Source organism: Enterobacter sp. NFIX59 (genome assembly GCF_900113755.1).
GTDB lineage: Bacteria > Pseudomonadota > Gammaproteobacteria > Enterobacterales > Enterobacteriaceae > Enterobacter > Enterobacter pseudoroggenkampii.
Genome location: NZ_FOQN01000001.1, coordinates 526,990 through 543,889 on the forward strand (window position 1 = coordinate 526,990; position 16,900 = coordinate 543,889).

Annotated in this window: 17 protein-coding genes; 9 read left to right on the forward strand and 8 right to left on the reverse strand. The window is 55.6% G+C overall.

Features of this window, described 5'->3' with window-relative positions:
* Positions 1 to 172: 172 nt before the first annotated feature.
* Complete coding sequence (dcp, locus tag BM007_RS02470; protein WP_090417137.1) at positions 173 to 2,206, reverse strand: peptidyl-dipeptidase Dcp; 2,034 nt, start codon at positions 2,204 to 2,206, stop codon at positions 173 to 175.
* A gap of 142 nt (positions 2,207 to 2,348) precedes the next feature.
* Between dcp and ydfG the strand changes: the two genes are divergently transcribed.
* Together ydfG and BM007_RS02480 are read left to right on the forward strand one after the other, a co-directional pair.
* A complete protein-coding gene (gene ydfG / locus BM007_RS02475) occupies positions 2,349 to 3,095 on the forward strand; it encodes a bifunctional NADP-dependent 3-hydroxy acid dehydrogenase/3-hydroxypropionate dehydrogenase YdfG (protein ID WP_023292548.1) in 747 nt (248 codons plus the stop codon).
* A gap of 91 nt (positions 3,096 to 3,186) precedes the next feature.
* Positions 3,187 to 3,873: a GntR family transcriptional regulator gene (locus BM007_RS02480; protein WP_090417139.1), complete on the forward strand. Its 687-nt coding sequence runs from the start codon at positions 3,187 to 3,189 to the stop codon at positions 3,871 to 3,873.
* 33 nt (positions 3,874 to 3,906) lie between these two features.
* On the opposite strand, the gene BM007_RS02485 is transcribed toward BM007_RS02480, so the two are convergent.
* On the reverse strand, positions 3,907 to 4,338 hold the full coding sequence (locus tag BM007_RS02485; protein WP_048989540.1) for a universal stress protein: 432 nt from the start codon (positions 4,336 to 4,338) through the stop codon (positions 3,907 to 3,909).
* 287 nt (positions 4,339 to 4,625) lie between these two features.
* Between BM007_RS02485 and ydfZ the strand changes: the two genes are divergently transcribed.
* Entirely contained in the window at positions 4,626 to 4,829 is a 204-nt protein-coding gene (ydfZ, locus tag BM007_RS02490) for a putative selenium delivery protein YdfZ (protein WP_014883679.1), read from the forward strand.
* A 43-nt stretch (positions 4,830 to 4,872) separates the two neighbouring features.
* On the opposite strand, the gene BM007_RS02495 is transcribed toward ydfZ, so the two are convergent.
* The 5 genes from BM007_RS02495 to BM007_RS02515 all read right to left on the reverse strand — a co-directional run bounded on the left by BM007_RS02495 (position 4,873) and on the right by BM007_RS02515 (position 10,684).
* A complete protein-coding gene (locus tag BM007_RS02495) occupies positions 4,873 to 6,336 on the reverse strand; it encodes a mannitol dehydrogenase family protein (protein WP_090417141.1) in 1,464 nt (487 codons plus the stop codon).
* Positions 6,337 to 6,556: 220 nt separating this feature from the next.
* Positions 6,557 to 7,924, reverse strand: a complete 1,368-nt coding sequence (locus BM007_RS02500; protein WP_090417143.1) for an MFS transporter — start codon at positions 7,922 to 7,924, stop codon at positions 6,557 to 6,559.
* A gap of 73 nt (positions 7,925 to 7,997) precedes the next feature.
* Positions 7,998 to 9,017: a Zn-dependent oxidoreductase gene (locus BM007_RS02505; RefSeq protein WP_090417145.1), complete on the reverse strand. Its 1,020-nt coding sequence runs from the start codon at positions 9,015 to 9,017 to the stop codon at positions 7,998 to 8,000.
* Positions 9,018 to 9,031: 14 nt separating this feature from the next.
* On the reverse strand, positions 9,032 to 10,246 hold the full coding sequence (gene manD, locus BM007_RS02510; RefSeq protein WP_023292552.1) for a D-mannonate dehydratase ManD: 1,215 nt from the start codon (positions 10,244 to 10,246) through the stop codon (positions 9,032 to 9,034).
* A gap of 111 nt (positions 10,247 to 10,357) precedes the next feature.
* Positions 10,358 to 10,684, reverse strand: a complete 327-nt coding sequence (locus tag BM007_RS02515; RefSeq protein WP_048989542.1) for a YnfA family protein — start codon at positions 10,682 to 10,684, stop codon at positions 10,358 to 10,360.
* A 152-nt stretch (positions 10,685 to 10,836) separates the two neighbouring features.
* Between BM007_RS02515 and BM007_RS02520 the strand changes: the two genes are divergently transcribed.
* Together BM007_RS02520 and speG are read left to right on the forward strand one after the other, a co-directional pair.
* Positions 10,837 to 11,175 (forward strand): DUF1283 family protein, encoded by a 339-nt coding sequence (locus BM007_RS02520; RefSeq protein WP_028017573.1) that lies wholly within the window; start codon positions 10,837 to 10,839, stop codon positions 11,173 to 11,175.
* The gene (gene speG / locus BM007_RS02525) at positions 11,175 to 11,735 is read left to right on the forward strand and encodes a spermidine N1-acetyltransferase (protein ID WP_024909098.1); all 561 of its coding nucleotides are present in this window, start codon (positions 11,175 to 11,177) and stop codon (positions 11,733 to 11,735) included. Before BM007_RS02520 ends, speG begins: the two co-directional genes overlap by 1 nt.
* Positions 11,736 to 11,752: 17 nt before the next feature.
* Here speG and BM007_RS02530 read toward each other — a convergent pair whose 3' ends face one another.
* The gene (locus BM007_RS02530) at positions 11,753 to 12,463 is read right to left on the reverse strand and encodes a YnfC family lipoprotein (RefSeq protein ID WP_048989545.1); all 711 of its coding nucleotides are present in this window, start codon (positions 12,461 to 12,463) and stop codon (positions 11,753 to 11,755) included.
* Positions 12,464 to 12,567: 104 nt separating this feature from the next.
* On the opposite strand from BM007_RS02530, the gene BM007_RS02535 reads away from it, so the two are divergent.
* From BM007_RS02535 to BM007_RS02550, 4 genes are all read left to right on the forward strand, one after another.
* Positions 12,568 to 12,837: a DUF1161 domain-containing protein gene (locus tag BM007_RS02535; protein WP_024909100.1), complete on the forward strand. Its 270-nt coding sequence runs from the start codon at positions 12,568 to 12,570 to the stop codon at positions 12,835 to 12,837.
* A gap of 131 nt (positions 12,838 to 12,968) precedes the next feature.
* Positions 12,969 to 15,407 (forward strand): selenate/tellurate reductase subunit YnfE, encoded by a 2,439-nt coding sequence (gene ynfE / locus BM007_RS02540; RefSeq protein WP_061715343.1) that lies wholly within the window; start codon positions 12,969 to 12,971, stop codon positions 15,405 to 15,407.
* Between the two features lie 93 nt (positions 15,408 to 15,500).
* Positions 15,501 to 16,115: a Tat proofreading chaperone DmsD gene (gene dmsD / locus BM007_RS02545; RefSeq protein ID WP_090417147.1), complete on the forward strand. Its 615-nt coding sequence runs from the start codon at positions 15,501 to 15,503 to the stop codon at positions 16,113 to 16,115.
* A 156-nt stretch (positions 16,116 to 16,271) separates the two neighbouring features.
* The gene (locus tag BM007_RS02550) at positions 16,272 to 16,841 is read left to right on the forward strand and encodes a hypothetical protein (protein WP_090417148.1); all 570 of its coding nucleotides are present in this window, start codon (positions 16,272 to 16,274) and stop codon (positions 16,839 to 16,841) included.
* Positions 16,842 to 16,900 lie beyond the last annotated feature (59 nt).

Below are 16,900 nucleotides of genomic sequence, written 5' to 3' on the forward strand. Positions count from 1 at the left end.
GCCTAAATTCGGTTAATTAAATATACCGGTCAAAGTAACTTATCACCTCAGCGGTTGTATTTACACAGAATGGATATTAAGACTATTTTTTGCTGTAGCGGTCACAGGAACGATGAAACGTATAAAAAAACCGGGCGTAAAGCCCGGTTCTTTTTTTCTGATGAGACTGACTCTATTCGCTCAGCCCGCGATTCTCCAGCATCGGCTCAATCTTCGGATCGTGGCCGCGCCAGGTGCGATACAGCTCAGCTAAATCCGTGCTGTTACCACGGGACAAAATCGCCTCGCGGAATTTTTGCCCGTTTTCACGGGTCAGGCCGCCCTGTTCAACAAACCACTGATAGCCATCATCAGCGAGCATCTGCGTCCAGAGATAGGCGTAATATCCCGCCGCGTAGCCGCCGCCAAAAATATGGGCAAAATAGCTGCTGCGATAGCGCGGCGGCACGGCGGGCAGATCCAGCCCCTCTTTTTTCAACGCAGCCGCTTCAAAATCCTCCACGCTCGAAACGGCCTCGCCGATGCCGTGCCAGTTCATGTCCAGCAGCGCGGCAGCCAGCAGCTCGGTCATGTCATAACCCTTGTTGAAATGGGTCGCGTTGAGCATGCTTTCCCGCAGCGCGTCCGGCATCGGCTCACCGGTTTCGTAATGGCGCGCATAATGGGTAAACACCTGTGGATGGCTGGCCCAGTGCTCGTTGATTTGCGACGGGAACTCAACAAAATCACGCGGCGTATTGGTGCCGGAAAGCGTGGCGAACCGCTGGCTGGCAAAGAGACCGTGCAGCGTATGGCCAAATTCGTGGAACAGGGTTATCACGTCGTCCCAGGAGAGAAGCGCGACACCGCCATTCGCCGGTTTTTGGTAGTTACAGACGTTGTAGATCACCGGACGGGCAGCAAACTCGAAGGATTGCTCGACGAAATTCCCCATCCATGCCCCACCCTGTTTGGAATCACGGGCAAAGAAGTCACCGTAAAACAGCGCCATGCCCTCACCGGTGTGGTCGAAAATTTCCCATACGCGGACGTCCGGGTGATACACCGGGATATCGAAGCGCTCCACAAAGCGAATACCAAACAGCTGGCTGGCTGCCCAGAATACACCATCCTGCAGCACGGTATTGAGCGCAAAGTAGGGCCTGATTTGCGACTCATCAAGGGCATATTTTGCCTGGCGCACGCGCTCCGCATAAAAGGCCCAGTCCCAGGCCTCCACGGTGAAACCGCCCTGCTCGTCGTCGATGACTTTCTGAATGTCGGCCTGCTCGCGTTCCGCGCGGGCGCGGGCGGCAGGCACAATGCCGCGCATAAATTCCAGCGCGGCGGCCGGGGTTTTCGCCATCTGGTCGGCGATGCTCCAGCTGGAGTAATCCTCAAAGCCCAGCAGGCGGGCCTGTCGCGCACGTAGCGCCGTCAGACGCAGGATCAGCGCGCGAGTATCGTTTTCATCCCCTTTCTGGGTACGCGTCCAGCCTGCGTTGAAGAGGTTTTCACGCGTCTGACGATTGCGCAGCGCGGAAAGCGCGGGCTGCTGGGTGGTGTTCAAAAGCGGGATCAGCCAGCGATCGTTTAGCCCTCGCTCCGCGGCAGCCTGCGCCGCGTCAGCGATCTCACCGGCGCTTAGCCCGTCAAGCTGGTGCGCGTAATCCACCACCAGCCCACCCGTTTTATCGGCAGCCAGCAGACGCTGGTTAAACTGGCTGGTCAGGGAGGCCGCCTCGGTATTCAACGCCTTTAGCTCGGCCTTTTCTGTCTCATTCAGACGCGCGCCGGCCAGAATAAACCTCTGATACGTCTCTTCGACCAGACGACGGGATTCGGCGTCCAGCGCGGCACGGTCCTGCCAGACGCTCTCCACGCGGGCGAACAGTACGTCATTCAGCCAGATATCGTTTGCCAGCGCGGCAAGCTCGGTGGAGAACTGTTCCTCGAGCTCCTGTAAATACGGATTGGTGTGCGCGGAAGTCATGGCGAAGAACACGCTGCTGACGCGCGAGAGCAAAGCGCCGCTTTTCTCCAGCGCCAGCACGGTGTTAGCGAAGTCAGGCGCAGCGGCCTGAGCGACAATCGCGTCAATATCCGCCCGCTTCTGGCGAAGGGCTTCATCGAAGGCCGGACGATAGTGGCTGTCGTTGATCTCATCAAAATGGGGGGCCTGGTAAGGCAGCAGGCTGATGTTAAAAAAGGGATTCGTGGCCGTCATCTTTCGCTCCTGAGTACGGGTATCCTCCCAGAGTAGGCCAGGCCGCCATCCCCTGCAACGCTGTCATACAAATGTTGCCTTAACGCACCCTCTGCGGCCGTGCTATGTTAGTACAACACAAAAAGCGTTGAGGAACAGTGAGATGATTATTTTAGTTACCGGGGCAACGGCAGGTTTTGGTGAAAGCATCACGCGTCGCTTCGTCGCCAACGGGCACAAGGTTATCGCGACCGGCCGCCGTCAGGAGCGTTTACAGGAGCTCAAAGACGAACTAGGCGACAGCATCCTGACCGCGCAGCTGGACGTGCGTAACCGCGCAGCGATCGAAGAGATGATCGCTAATCTGCCAGCAGAATGGCGCGCCATCGACGTGCTGGTCAACAATGCCGGTCTGGCGCTGGGCATGGAGCCTGCCCACAAAGCCAGCGTGGAAGACTGGGAAAACATGATCGACACCAACAACAAAGGGCTGGTCTATATGACCCGCGCGGTGCTGCCGGGCATGGTCGAGCGTAATCGTGGTCACATTATCAATATCGGTTCCACCGCCGGGAGCTGGCCTTACGCGGGCGGCAACGTCTATGGCGCGACGAAAGCGTTTGTGCGCCAGTTCAGCCTTAACCTGCGTACCGATCTGCACGGCACCGCCATTCGCGTCACCGACATCGAGCCGGGCCTGGTGGGTGGCACCGAGTTTTCCAACGTGCGTTTCAAAGGCGATGACGCGAAAGCGGACAAAACCTATGAAAACGCGAACGCCCTGACGCCGGAAGATGTCACCGAAACGGTCTGGTGGGTGGCGACGCTGCCAAAACACGTCAACATCAATACCGTAGAAATGATGCCAGTCAGCCAGAGTTTTGCCGGACTTAGCGTCCATCGTGGCTAAATCGACCCTTCCCGGCCTGCGGGCCGGGTCTGTTTCGGATTATAAAAGAATGGTAGTATGTTCGGGCTAACTCTCTGAGAAATGACAACTCATGGCCGCTGAATCGCAACTCAATCCCACCCAGCCCGTAAACCAGCAAATCTATCGCATTTTGCGACGTGATATTGTCCATTGTCTGATCCCACCGGGAACGCCGCTTTCAGAAAAAGAGGTCTCCGTGCGGTTTGACGTTTCCCGGCAGCCGGTGCGTGAAGCGTTTATTAAGCTTGCGGAAAACGGTCTAATTCAGATCCGCCCGCAGCGCGGCAGCTACGTGAACAAAATTTCACTCTCTCAGGTGCGCAACGGCTGTTTCGTTCGCCAGGCCATTGAGTGCGCGGTGGCGCGCCGTGCCGCAACGCTCATCAACGACAACCAGTGTTACCTGCTGGAGCAGAACCTGCATCAGCAGCGGATTGCGATTGACCGTAAGCAGCTGAATGACTTCTTCCAGCTTGATGATGAATTTCACCAGAAACTGGCGCAGATTGCCGATTGCCAGCTTGCATGGGACACCATCGAGAACATCAAGGCCACCATCGACCGCGTGCGCTACATGAGCCTCGATCACGTCTCCCCCCCGGAAATGCTACTCCGACAGCATCACGACATTTTCAGCGCGCTGGAAAAACGCGATGCGGACGCTGTGGAAAAAGCGATGACGCTGCATCTGCAGGAAATCAGCGAATCCGTGCAGCTGATTCGTCAGGAAAATAGCGAGTGGTTTAGCGAAGAGTGATATTCGCCGCCCCTTTCGGGTGCGGCGATGGGTTTAGCGAACGACTAACACCGGAATTGTGGCGTAGCGCAGGATAGATTCCGCATTTGATCCCAGCAGATGGGTGGTGATGCCCGGATTTTTCGACCCGATGACAATCACGTCATATTCCCCTTCCTTGCTTAGCCTGATAATTTCATCGCGGACGTTGCCAAAGCGAACGAGGGTGTCAATTTTCTCCGGCGAGATATCGAACAGTCTTTTTAACGCGTTCATTTTCTTCCCGGATTCTTCAGTCATATATTCTTCGAACTTTTTAATATCGGCGTTAAATCCGCGCAGCAGGGACCGACTGCTGGCCGGCAGAATATTGACCAGGGTAATCGAGGCGCCCTCTGCCTTTGCAAGGTTTGCCGCGTGGCGAACCGCTTTGTCGCTCAAATCCATTTCAAACACATCAACAGGCATCAAAATCTTCTTATACATAAGCCTGACTCCTTATTCCGATGAAAGGGTTATTTCCTGTACCCAGAATGGCACCGGGAATATAAACCAACCCTCAACGCTTCCCTGTCGAAACTATCAATTAATGAAAATAACGGTCTGCTTTGTAAATTGCTGTCGTGAACCGTCAGTGCCCAACACAATAAAGAAAAAAGTGTGAGTTTGATCAAAAACAAAAACATGTGATGCAGACAGGCGTATTTATATGCTCCGTGAACGGCAACCCTGAAATAGCGCCGTAACGAACAGGTTAGAGAGGAGAAAATACCATGATGACATACGACCGTAACCGCAATGCAATCACCACCGGCAGCCGCGTCATGATTAGCGGCACAGGCAAAACTGGCGTGATTAAAGCGATCCACAGCGACGGGCTGGATGCCGCGCAGGTGCGCCGCAGCAAAACGGTTGAAGTGGAAGGATGCGAAGGTAAGTTCGAGCCGATTGAGCTGATTCGCCTGGGGATGCACTAAGCTGTGCGCAGACATGCCGCCGCGAACGGCGGCATGTGCTGAATTACCGTTGAGAGACGTACTGGGCCACGGTCGCTTTCGCACCCTTTTGCAGCAGCGTCTGGTATGCCTTCATCACCGCATCAACAAAGCCTGCTTCCCGCGGTAACTCTTTGCCGAAGATGGCCTCGATACCGAGCAGCGCCTTGACCCGGCTTTCCCCTTCCGCACTGCCCTTCACCGCCGCCTGAATCACCGCCAGCTGCGGATCGCTCACGTCAATATCGTTACCCTGCTCGTCCACGCCGCCGACATAGCGCATCCACCCTGCCACGCCCAGCGCCAGCAACGGGAAAGGCTTCTGATGCACCAGATGCCAGCGCACGGAATCCAGCATACGCTGTGGGAGCTTCTGGCTGCCGTCCATCGCAATTTGCCAGGTCCGATGGCGCAGAGCCGGGTTGCTGTAGCGGGCAATCAGGAGATCGGCATAACGACCTAAATCAACGCCTTTGACCTTCAGCGTAGGCGCCTGCTCGTCAAGCATCAGCGCGTGCGCGGCGAGGCGGTAGTTCTCATCTTCCATACAGTCGTTGATATGCTGGTAACCGGCCAGATAGCCCAGATACGCCAGGAACGAGTGGCTGCCGTTGAGCATGCGCAGCTTCATCTCTTCAAACGGGATCACGTCCGACACCAACTCGGCGCCAGCTTTTTCCCATTCCGGACGGCCCGCAACAAAGTTATCTTCGATCACCCACTGACGGAACGGTTCACAGGCTACTGCCGCCGGATCGCGCACGCCGGTCAGCCGTTCGATTTTATCCAGCGTTTCGGGGGTGACCGCGGGCACGATGCGATCCACCATGGTTGACGGGAAGGTGACGTTAGCCTCGATCCAGTCCGCCAGCTCACCGTCTACCGCCCGGGCGTACGCGCAGGTGACATTGCTCATCACATGACCGTTCTCCGGCATGTTGTCACAGGACATCACGCTAAACGCCGGCAGACCCGCCGCTTTGCGACGCGCCAGCGCTTCCACGATTACACCCGGCGCAGATTTCGGCTGGTGTGGGTTTTGCAGGTCGGCGACGATAAACGGGTGATCGGGCATCAGTTGCCCGGTCGCCGGTGAGTGGCAGTAGCCTTTCTCGGTGATGGTCAGCGAGACAATCGCCACCTGCGGTTCACACAGCGCTGCCAGCACCGTCTCCAGCCCGTCTACCTGCGCATGGAGGGCCTTTTTGACCACGCCCACCACGCGGGAGGTCCACGCATCGGCAGACATCTCCGCCACGGTATAGAGATTATCCTGCGCGTTCAGATCGGCAATCTGCTGCTCGCCGCCAATCAGGTTAACCTCACAGTAACCCCAGTCGCTGCCGTGATCAGCGGCGAGGATATCGGCATACACAGCCTGATGCGCCCGGTGAAATGCGCCAAAGCCTAAATGAACGATGCGTGCTTTAAGGCTGTCGCGATCGTACTGAGGCAGCGTCGCGTTGGCCTGTAATAAGGTATTTTCCATGATTAAGACTCGTTAATTAGAAAGCTGTGGTTCGCTGCCGCTCCTTCTGAAGCGGCAGCGCCTGCTGACTACACCAACTAGAATGGCAGTTGGGGTAAAAAAATAACTGCCATCAACCATACTGATACTGACGTTTGAGATTTTGATTTATATTAACTTTTGCTCATGTGGTGTGACATAAATATAAAGTTGTGTGATAAGTCACTCAAGATATAAACCATTAGCGCCGCGAGGAGATCGCGCCGTAACCCACACGCTCTTCTGGTGAGGACTCCGCTGCGTCTTGCGCCGCGCTCAAATCACGGTCGCGCACTTCCGGCATCAGGATCGCCGAGAGCAGCCCAATCACGGAATAGGCCACCAGCATGGCAACAATCGGCCACCAGTAGCCGGTCATATTGCAGAAGATCCCCGCCAGTACCGGACCAAAGCCCACAGCTACCAGACCGCCCGCCTCTTTCGAGATAGCCATACGGGTAAAGCGATTTCGCGAGCCAAACATCTCCGCCATGGTGATATTTTCCAGCGCGAACAGCCCCAGAACGGCGAAGTTATGGATAACGATGATAGAGAGCATGATCGTCCCCGGCGCATAGCTCTTATCGACGATGATCGACAGCATCGGGTAAGCGAGCAGAATGGCGGAGATATTGAGGATAATGTACGGCAGACGGCGCCCCACTTTATCGGAAAGCCAGCCCAGCAGCGGGATAGAGATAAACCCGAGAATGGAGCTGATCATCAGCGCATCGGTAGGGATGGCCTTATCGAACAGCAGCGTCTGGACCAGATAGCCCGCGAGGAACGTCTGGATCAGACCCGAGTTGCCCGCCTGGCCGAAACGCAGGCCGGTCGCCAGCCAGAAGGATTTACTTTTCACCATTGAACCGAGCGATGTGTCCGGCTGCACGGTTTGTGCATCGTTCACTTTCTCAAAGACCGGGCTCTCCTTGAGGTTCATACGCAACCAGATGGCAAAGATCATCACCACGACGCTGGCGAGGAACGGCACGCGCCAGCCCCAGGCGAGCAGCTCTTCACGGTCAAGGGCAAAGAACATGATGGCCCAGATCGCCGTTGCGCTCAGCGTCCCGCAATTAGTGCCCATCGCCACCAGCGAGGAGATGATGCCGCGTTTCCCTTTCGGCGCGTACTCCGCAAGCATAGTCCCGGCCCCGGAGATTTCAGCCCCGGCCCCGAGCCCCTGAATAATGCGCAGCGTCACCAGCAGAACCGGGGCAAAAATCCCGATCTGCGCATAGGTCGGCAGGACGCCAATCAGCGTGGTGCAGATCCCCATCATGGTGATGGTGATGAACAGCACCTTCTTACGGCCAATGCTGTCGCCCATTCTGCCAAAGATAAAGGCGCCGACAATGCGTGCGATATAACCTGCGCCATAGGTCCCCATCGCCAGGATCAGCGCCATCGCGGCAGACTGTTCGGGGAAGAAGATCTCATGGAAGACCAGGGCAGCCCCCAGCGAGTAAAGCTGAAAGTCCATAAACTCCAGAGCGGTGCCGAGCCAGCCGGAAACGGCGGCTTTCACCAGATCGGCAGTGGATCGTTGCGGTTGTGCTTGTGTCATGATGGCTATCTCTGAAAGGTAAGATGCGAACCACATAGAGCCTGTCTGCGCAGGCCCTTAATCGCGTAAATGATTATTGGCCGAACGTGAGTAAGACTTTGCAGCACTGCCGCTGATCTTTCTCAAACAGTTCGATGGCGTCTGTTACGTGGTGATAGTCAAAAGTATGGGTGATCAGTTTTTCCGGGTCGATCAGCCCCCTCTTCAGCCAGTCGATGACGACCGGGAATTTGTTGGCATTGAGGCGCGAGGAGAAGATCGCCAGCTCTTTGCCGGTAATGCCCTGCTGAACAATCTGGCTCGGCTCGCTGGAGAAGCCCATCAGCACGATGCGCGCCGCCGGAGAGGCCAGGGTTATCGCTTCCTGCAAAATAGATGGATGGCAGGCGGCATCAATGATTAACGTCGGTTTGATGCCTTTTTCCTCCAGCGCGTCCTGCAGCGACTGCTCGCCATTATTAAAGACCCAATCCGCGCCGCTGCGCCGGGCCATCTCAAGGCGCTCGTCTATGCGGTCTACCACGATAACCTGCTTCACCTTATAGACGCCTTTCAGCGCCTGCACGGTGACCAGCCCCATCGGGCCAGCGCCGTAAATAAGCGCGACGTCCTGTTCCATCGGTTTCGCCTGCCCCGTTACGTTGGCGGCAATGGTGAAGGGTTCAACCATGACGGCGTGTCGGTCGGGAATGTCATCCGGGATAGGCCAGGCATTTTTAGCGGGCACTGCAGCATATTCGCTGAAGCCGCCGTCGCGGTGAACCCCCAGCACCACCAGCGAGGTGCAGACGTTCGGTTTTCCGACGGAGCACGGATAGCAATGCCCGCAGCTGATCACCGGGTCAACCGAGACGCGCTGGCCCAGGCGGGCACTGTCTACGCCCTCGCCCACGGCGTCAATCACGCCAAAAAACTCGTGGCCGATCGTGCGTGGATACTTCGCAAACGGATTATGGCCGCGATAGATGTGGCTGTCCGAACCGCAGATCCCCGCCAGCGTGATTTTGACGCGGACGTCACCTGCGCCTGGCTCCGGGCGTGGCCGCTCTTCAATCACCAGTTCGTTCGGCTGTTGAATCACTACGCTTTTCATCGTTCGCTCCTCGTTTACCAGTTCCACAGCGTGCCGTCTTCAAGACGGGCCACCGGCAGATAGGCCGGATCGTAGGGGTATTTCGCCGCCAGTTTTTCATCAAACTCGATGCCCAGCCCCGGCTTGTCGCCCGGGTGCATATAGCCATTATCAAAGCGCCAGCTGTGCGGGAAGACCTCCAGCATCTGTTCGGAATAGCCCATATACTCCTGGACGCCAAAGTTTGGCACCCACAGGTCGAAATGCAGCGCGGCGGCGTGGCAAACGGGCGAGAGATCCGACGGGCCGTGCGAGCCGGTACGCACCTGATAAAGCGAGGCGAAGTCCGCGATGCGACGCATCCCGGTAATGCCGCCCGCGTGGGTAATGGTGGTGCGAATATAGTCGATAAGCTGCTCTTCGATGAGCTGCTTGCAGTCCCAGATGCTGTTAAACACTTCCCCCACCGCAATGGGCGTAACGGTATGCTGGCGGATCAGGCGGAAGCAGGCCTGGTTTTCCGCAGGCGTTGGGTCTTCCATCCAGAACATGCGGAATGCTTCGATGCTCTTGCCGAAGCGCGCCGCTTCGATTGGCGTCAGGCGGTGGTGCATGTCGTGCAGGAGATGTTCATTAAAGCCGAATTTACTGCGCACCGCGTCGAACAGCTTCGGCGTGAAATCGAGGTATTTTTCGGTGGACCACAGCTGCTCTTCCGGCCAGTCACCTTTGGTCGCAGGCTCGTAGGCCAGCCCCTTCCCTTTGGCCATGCCGTAGGTGGTTTTCATGCCCGGCACGCCGCACTGCACGCGGATCGCCTTAAAGCCCATCTCTTTATGACGGGCGTAGTCTTCCAGCACGTCGTCAATGGTGTGCCCGGTGGTGTGGCAGTAGACCATCACCCCTTCACGGGAGGCGCCGCCCAGCAGCTGGTAGAGCGGCATGTTGGCCGCCTTGGCTTTGATGTCCCACAGCGCCATGTCCACGGCGGAGATGGCCGACATGGTGACCGGGCCGCGACGCCAGTAGGCGCCCTTATAGAAAAATTGCCAGATGTCTTCGATGCGGTGCGCATCGCGGCCAATCAGCTGGGGGCAAAGGTGATCCTTCAGGTACGAGGCAACGGAGAGCTCGCGCCCGTTCAGCGTAGCGTCACCGAGGCCGACAATCCCCTCATCGGTGGTGATTTTAAGGGTGACAAAGTTCCGCCCCGGGCAGGTAACAAACACGTCAGCCGCGACAATTTTCATAATTCCTTTCCTTACATCGTTCGTTGTGATGCTGGAAATTTACCCACCAACCCTACTACCATACAAGTATAATGATCATAAAATCAGCTAACGATCACAAAACCCGGGGACTCAGGCGCGCCCCCATCCCGCCACAATAATCAGCATACCGCACAGGGCAATCAGCGCCCCGGCCCAGTCGTATGCGCTGAGCTTGACGCCGTCCACCACGCGTAACCACAGCAGCGCAGTACACACATAAACACCACCGTAAGCCGCGTAAACGCGCCCACTGGCCGCCGGATGCAGCGTTAACAGCCAGACAAACAGGGCCAGCGCGACGCTTGCCGGAATGAGCAACAATACGGTTCCTCCCTTCTTCAGCCAGAGCCAGGGCAGGAAGCAGCCGATGATTTCGCATAGCGCGGTGGCAAAAAAAAGCAGCGTCGTTTTAAGCATATTTCACGTCAGGTGAGGATCTATTTAACCATCATACCTGATGATGCCCTTTACTTTTCCATACTTGCTCCGCGGGTATGCCGTCATTTCGCTTTAGTGTAGAATCTGTACGGGGTAACTTGATTATCTGCACCCATTTAAAAGGAAACGCTATGACCACATTAAGCAAACGCCTTTGTCTGACAGCCCTGCTGGCGCTGTCATCGTTCGCCTTTGCCGCCTCTGCGACAGCGGAAACCAGCAAGCTCGTTATTGAGTCTGGTGACAGCGCGCAAAGCCGCCAGAACGCCGCCATGGACAAAGAACAATGGAATGACACCCGTAACCTTCGTCAGAAGGTCAACAAACGTGCTGAAAAAGAGTGGGACAAAGAAGATGTCGCTTTTGACGCGCGCGATAAGTGTCAGCAAAGTGCAAACGTCAATGCCTACTGGGAGCCTAACACTCTGCGCTGCCTGGATCGCCGCACTGGCCGCACGGTAGCCCCGTAATGTCTGGATCCTGCGACGTTAAACTCCGTCCGCTGGAGCGTGAAGACCTGCGTTTCGTCCACCAGCTCGATAATAATGCCAGCGTGATGCGCTACTGGTTCGAAGAGCCTTACGAGGCGTTTGTCGAGCTATCCGATCTCTACGATAAGCACATTCACGATCAGAGTGAACGTCGGTTTGTGGTGGAGTGTGAAGGCGAAAAAGCCGGTCTTGTTGAGCTGGTTGAAATCAACCACGTTCACCGTCGGGCGGAGTTCCAGATCATCATCTCCCCTGAGCATCAGGGAAAAGGCCTTGCCTCACGGGCAGCGAAGCTGGCAATGGATTACGGATTCAACGTTCTGAATCTCTACAAGCTTTACCTGATTGTGGACAAAGAGAACGAGAAAGCGATCCATATCTACCGCAAGCTGGGCTTTATGGTGGAAGGCGAGCTGATTCACGAGTTCTTTATCAACGGTGAATACCGCAATACCATTCGCATGTGCATCTTCCAGCATCAGCATCTGGCCGGGCACAAACCGTCAGGCGCCAGCCTGCTGAAACCAACCGCGCAGTAACCTGCGCGGCTTTATTCTCAGTAATAATCAATCGTGTTCTTGATGGTGTACTTGCGCTCAACGGCGGGTTTGACGCTGTCGTCGGTGATCGTCAGATCGCAGCTCACCGGGTTATTGTGGCGGTCGTAATCGCAGCTCTGCTTGACGTTACCCAGCGGCTTGTCATTCAACATGCTCACCGCCGAGTAATCCATTCTTTTGCGAACATCTTTAGACGGCGTCGACTGGACGGACAGGTGCTGATCGCCGGAGACGGTGGTTTTGCCCAGCGGATAGCCATCCGCATCGTAGCGATACTTCACCTCCATCTCTTTGCCGTGCGCCGCCACCACAAAACCGTTGTCGTCGGTATCCCACGTCACCCCGGCTGACGGCAGTTCGGCCAGTTGGCATTTCCCCTGGAGCTTCACTTTTCGCTGCTGGGTTTCTGCGTCAAGATAGTAATTGGCATCCAGCACCAGCGCCACGCCGGTGTTGGCCTCCAGGTCGTGCAGCTCCAGCGTATCGAAACACCCTTCTGTCGAGACGGTGCCGGTGACCCGTTTGGACACTTCGCCCTTCTCGTTGAACAGCGTCTGAGTAAAGTCTTTGACCGGGCCGCGCAGCGGATCAAAATCAAATTCGTTCGAAAAACTCGCCATCTCGGGCGTAAACGACAGCGGCGCGGAGCTGTTGTCGCACCCCACCAGTGTTGCTGCCAGTAGCGTTATCGCTGCGTATTTCTTCACATTTATTACCGTACAGGGAGATTATTCCCAATCATATTAGCAAATACAGTTGTTTACACGAAGCCTGCTAAAATTAATCTCTACACAGAGAAAAGGAGCTACAGATGAAACGGTTACCCTGGATTACCGCCCTGCTGTTAATGAGTGCCTCAACGGCCGCGCTGGCGGCACCGGATTCCTGCGAGCGCGTGAAAAGCGACATTCAGCAGAAAATTATCAATAACGGCGTGCCTGAATCAGGCTTTACGCTGAGCATTGTGCCTAACGACCAGGCCGATCAGGCGGGCACGCAGGTGGTGGGCCACTGCGCGAACGACACCTTTAAAATTTTGTACACCCGCACAGGCAGTGGTGCGGCAGCTGAACCTCAGTAATTGACCCTCAATCCCCTTTGATTTGATGAGGATTAATATTTAGTCCCCCCAAATCAGTAACACTCACCCCATCATTAGCCCGGATATCATTTCGGGAAAAATAATACGCAATTATAATGATGGGGTGAGCCATGTCCGATATTGAACATCACGGCGGAATTAGCCGTCGAACTCTCGTGAAATCTACCGCAATTGGTTCTCTGGCGCTTGCCGCTGGCGGGATCTCGCTTCCGTTTGGTTTAAAAAGCGCCGCCGCGGCGGTGAAGAACGCCGTCCAGCCGCCTGAAGATACCGTGGTGTGGGGCGCCTGTTCGGTCAACTGCGGCAGCCGCTGTGCGCTGCGTCTGCACGTACGTGACAATGAAGTGTACTGGGTCGAAACGGACAACACCGGCGAGGATATTTACGGTAACCATCAGGTGCGAGCCTGCCTGCGCGGACGTTCAATTCGCCGTCGTATCAATCACCCTGACCGTCTGAACTACCCGATGAAGCGCGTGGGCAAACGCGGTGAAGGCAAGTTCGAGCGCATAACATGGGATGAGGCACTGAACGCCATTACCGCCAGCCTGAAAGACGTGGTGGCCAAATACGGTAACGAAGCGGTGTATATTAACTATTCCTCCGGCATTGTCGGCGGCAATATCACCCGCTCCTCCCCTTACGCTTCGCTGGTGGCGCGCCTGATGAACTGCTACGGCGGTTTTCTGAGCCACTACGGCACCTACAGCACGGCGCAAATCGCCTGCGCGATGCCCTACACCTACGGCAGCAACGACGGTAACAGCACCTCCGACATCGAAAACACCAAACTGGTGGTCATGTTCGGCAATAACCCGGCGGAAACGCGCATGAGCGGCGGCGGGATTACGTACTATCTGGAACAGGCTCGCGAGCGGTCCAACGCCCGCATGATCGTCATCGACCCGCGCTATACCGATACGGCAGCCGGGCGCGAAGATGAATGGATCCCGATCCGTCCGGGTACCGATGCCGCCCTGGTGGCGGGTATTGCCTGGGTATTAATCGACGAAAACCTGGTCGACCAGCCGTTTCTGGATAAATACTGCGTCGGCTATGATGAAAAAACGCTGCCGGAAGGCGCGCCCGCTAACGGTCACTACAAAGCGTATATTCTCGGCCAGGGTGATGACCACACGGCGAAAACGCCAGAGTGGGCCTCACGCATCACCGGCATTCCGGCGGATCGTATCGTTAAGCTTGCCCGCGAAATCGGCTCCGCGAAGCCGGCCTACATCTGTCAGGGCTGGGGACCACAGCGCCAGGCAAACGGCGAGCTGACGTCCCGCGCCATCGCCATGCTGCCTATTCTGACTGGGAACGTGGGGATTAACGGCGGTAACAGCGGCGCACGTGAGTCAACCTACACCATCACAATTGAACGTATGCCGCTGCCGGACAACCCGGTCAAAACGCAAATCTCCTGCTTCAGCTGGACGGACGCCATCGCCCGCGGGCCGGAGATGACCGCCCTGCGCGATGGCGTGCGCGGGAAAGATAAGCTGGACGTGCCGATTAAGTTCATCTGGAACTACGCGGGCAACACCATCATCAACCAGCACTCCGATATCAATAAAACCCACGAAATCCTGCAGGATGAAAGCAAGTGCGAGATGATTGTGGTCATCGATAACTTCATGACTTCGTCAGCCAAGTACGCCGATATCGTGCTGCCGGATCTGATGACCGTCGAGCAGGAAGACATCATTCCGAACGATTATGCTGGCAATATGGGCTATCTGATTTTCCTCCAGCCCGTGACCGCGCCGAAGTTTGAACGCAAGCCGATCTACTGGATCATGAGCGAAGTGGCGAAACGCCTCGGACCGGATATTCATCAGAAATTTACCGAAGGACGCACGCAGGAACAGTGGCTGCAGTACCTGTATGCCAAAATGCTCGAAAAAGACCCTCAACTGCCGTCCTATGACGAGCTGAAAAAAATGGGTATTTACAAGCGTAAAGATCCAAACGGACACTTCGTGGCCTATAAAAAATTCCGCGAGAACCCGGAAGCCAATCCGCTGAAAACACCATCGGGCAAGATTGAAATATACTCCAGTAAGCTGGCGGAGATTGCGGCCACCTGGGAGCTGGAAAAAGATGAAACCATCAGCCCGCTGCCCGTCTACGCATCAACCTTCGACGGCTGGGACGCGCCCGAGCGTGCGCAGTTTCCGCTGCAGCTGTTTGGCTTCCACTTTAAGGCCCGTACCCACTCGAGCTACGGTAACGTCGACGTGCTGAAAGCGGCCTGCCGTCAGGAGGTCTGGCTTAATCCCGTCGATGCCGAAAAGCGCGGCATCAAGAACGGCGATACGGTGCGCGTCTTTAATCGTCGCGGCGAGGTGAGAATTGAAGCAAAAGTGACGCCGCGCATCATGCCCGGCGTGAGCGCCATGGGCCAGGGCGCCTGGCACGACGCCAATATGAGTGGCGATCGTATCGACTACGGCTCATGCATCAACACCCTGACCACGCACCGCCCTTCACCACTGGCGAAAGGCAACCCGCAGCACACCAATCTGGTACAGATCGAGAAGGTGTAGCGGGTGAATGGCTTGACCGTAGTTTATTCTATGGTTTGTATGATCGTTTAACACCGTCGCGTGGACACCCTCCGCGCGAACAAGGAAGATGTAATGAAAGACGTCTCACATCGTGAATCGTTCGCGTTCAGCGCCCGGGTGTTGGGTGCGCTGTTTTATTTCGCACCAGACAGCGAGCAGGCCGCGCCGCTGGTGCAGGCCCTCACTGCGGGCGAATGGGTTCAGGACTGGCCCCTGCCTTCGGAAACTCTGCGACCCGTAGCCGACACCTTTGCCGCGTCTGCCGACGAACCGCTGACGGACGCCTGGCAACGACTGTTTATTGGCCCTTACGCCCTGCCCACTCCACCGTGGGGCTCCGTCTGGCTGGACCGTGAATCCGTGCTGTTTGGCGACTCGACCCTCGCGCTGCGCCAGTGGATGCGGGAGAACAATATCGCATTTGAAATGCAGCAGAATGAACCGGAAGATCACTTCGGGACATTACTGCTGCTGGCGGCATGGCTGGCCGAGAACGGCCGCGAGGCGGAGTGCGCTCAGCTTCTGGCGTGGCACCTGCTGCCGTGGAGTACCCGCTTCCTGACGGTGTTTGTCGAGAACGCCAACCATCCGTTTTATATCGCGCTGGGTAAGCTTGCGCAGCTGACGCTTGCGGACTGGCGATCCGGGCTGCTTATTCCGGTTGCGGAAAAGACGCTGTATCGCTAAGGGGTGTGGCTTGCTCGCGGTTTGCGGGCAAGCTACGGTCAAAAGAGGAGGCTTAAAAAATTTAACTCGAAACAGGAGGCATATTGAATTTAATAATATAAAATAGCTTTTCCTGGTAAGGTCAACACTTTCGTTTGATACATACAAAACAAAACCATGACTAAAAATTATTCCTTCGAAGATAAACGCAAGAAATTACTTGTTACAGCCGTGATATTCATCGTTTTAGGTGGATGGCTCTGGTATATGTCATGGGCATCTGGCATCTCCCATAATACTATATTAAAAAAATCCGTTCCTGAATGGATGACATATATTTCACTTGGCGTTTTGATTGGAACAATTTTTGTTATGCGCGCTTTTTATCTGCGCACTTTTAACAAAACATTAGAATATATTGCCAATGCTTTTTTTAGCGGCTTTTGCCTTGGTTTTGTATTGAGCTTAAATTGTTATGATATTTATGTCTATCTCTTCCCGGACAAAATAATTGGCTATGAATCTGAATATGAGGTTGTCTTTCCGGGGCCTTCGAGAGGTAAGTATGGCCATTGTGAAGCGGGTCTCTGGTTAAAAGATCAGAACACCAACAGATGGATACAGCTTTGTACAAACAAAGAATATCTGCACAGCCATCGTAAGCAGGGAATGACTGGGGTGTGGGTAAAGGCTCGTGTGAATAATATTGGAAGTTACATTGTGAATTATGAGTTCATTTATTTGTAGGCACTACCCTATCTATTTTTGTTCCGGCGAAAATGAATGGTACTTAAGGTCCGCTCCTT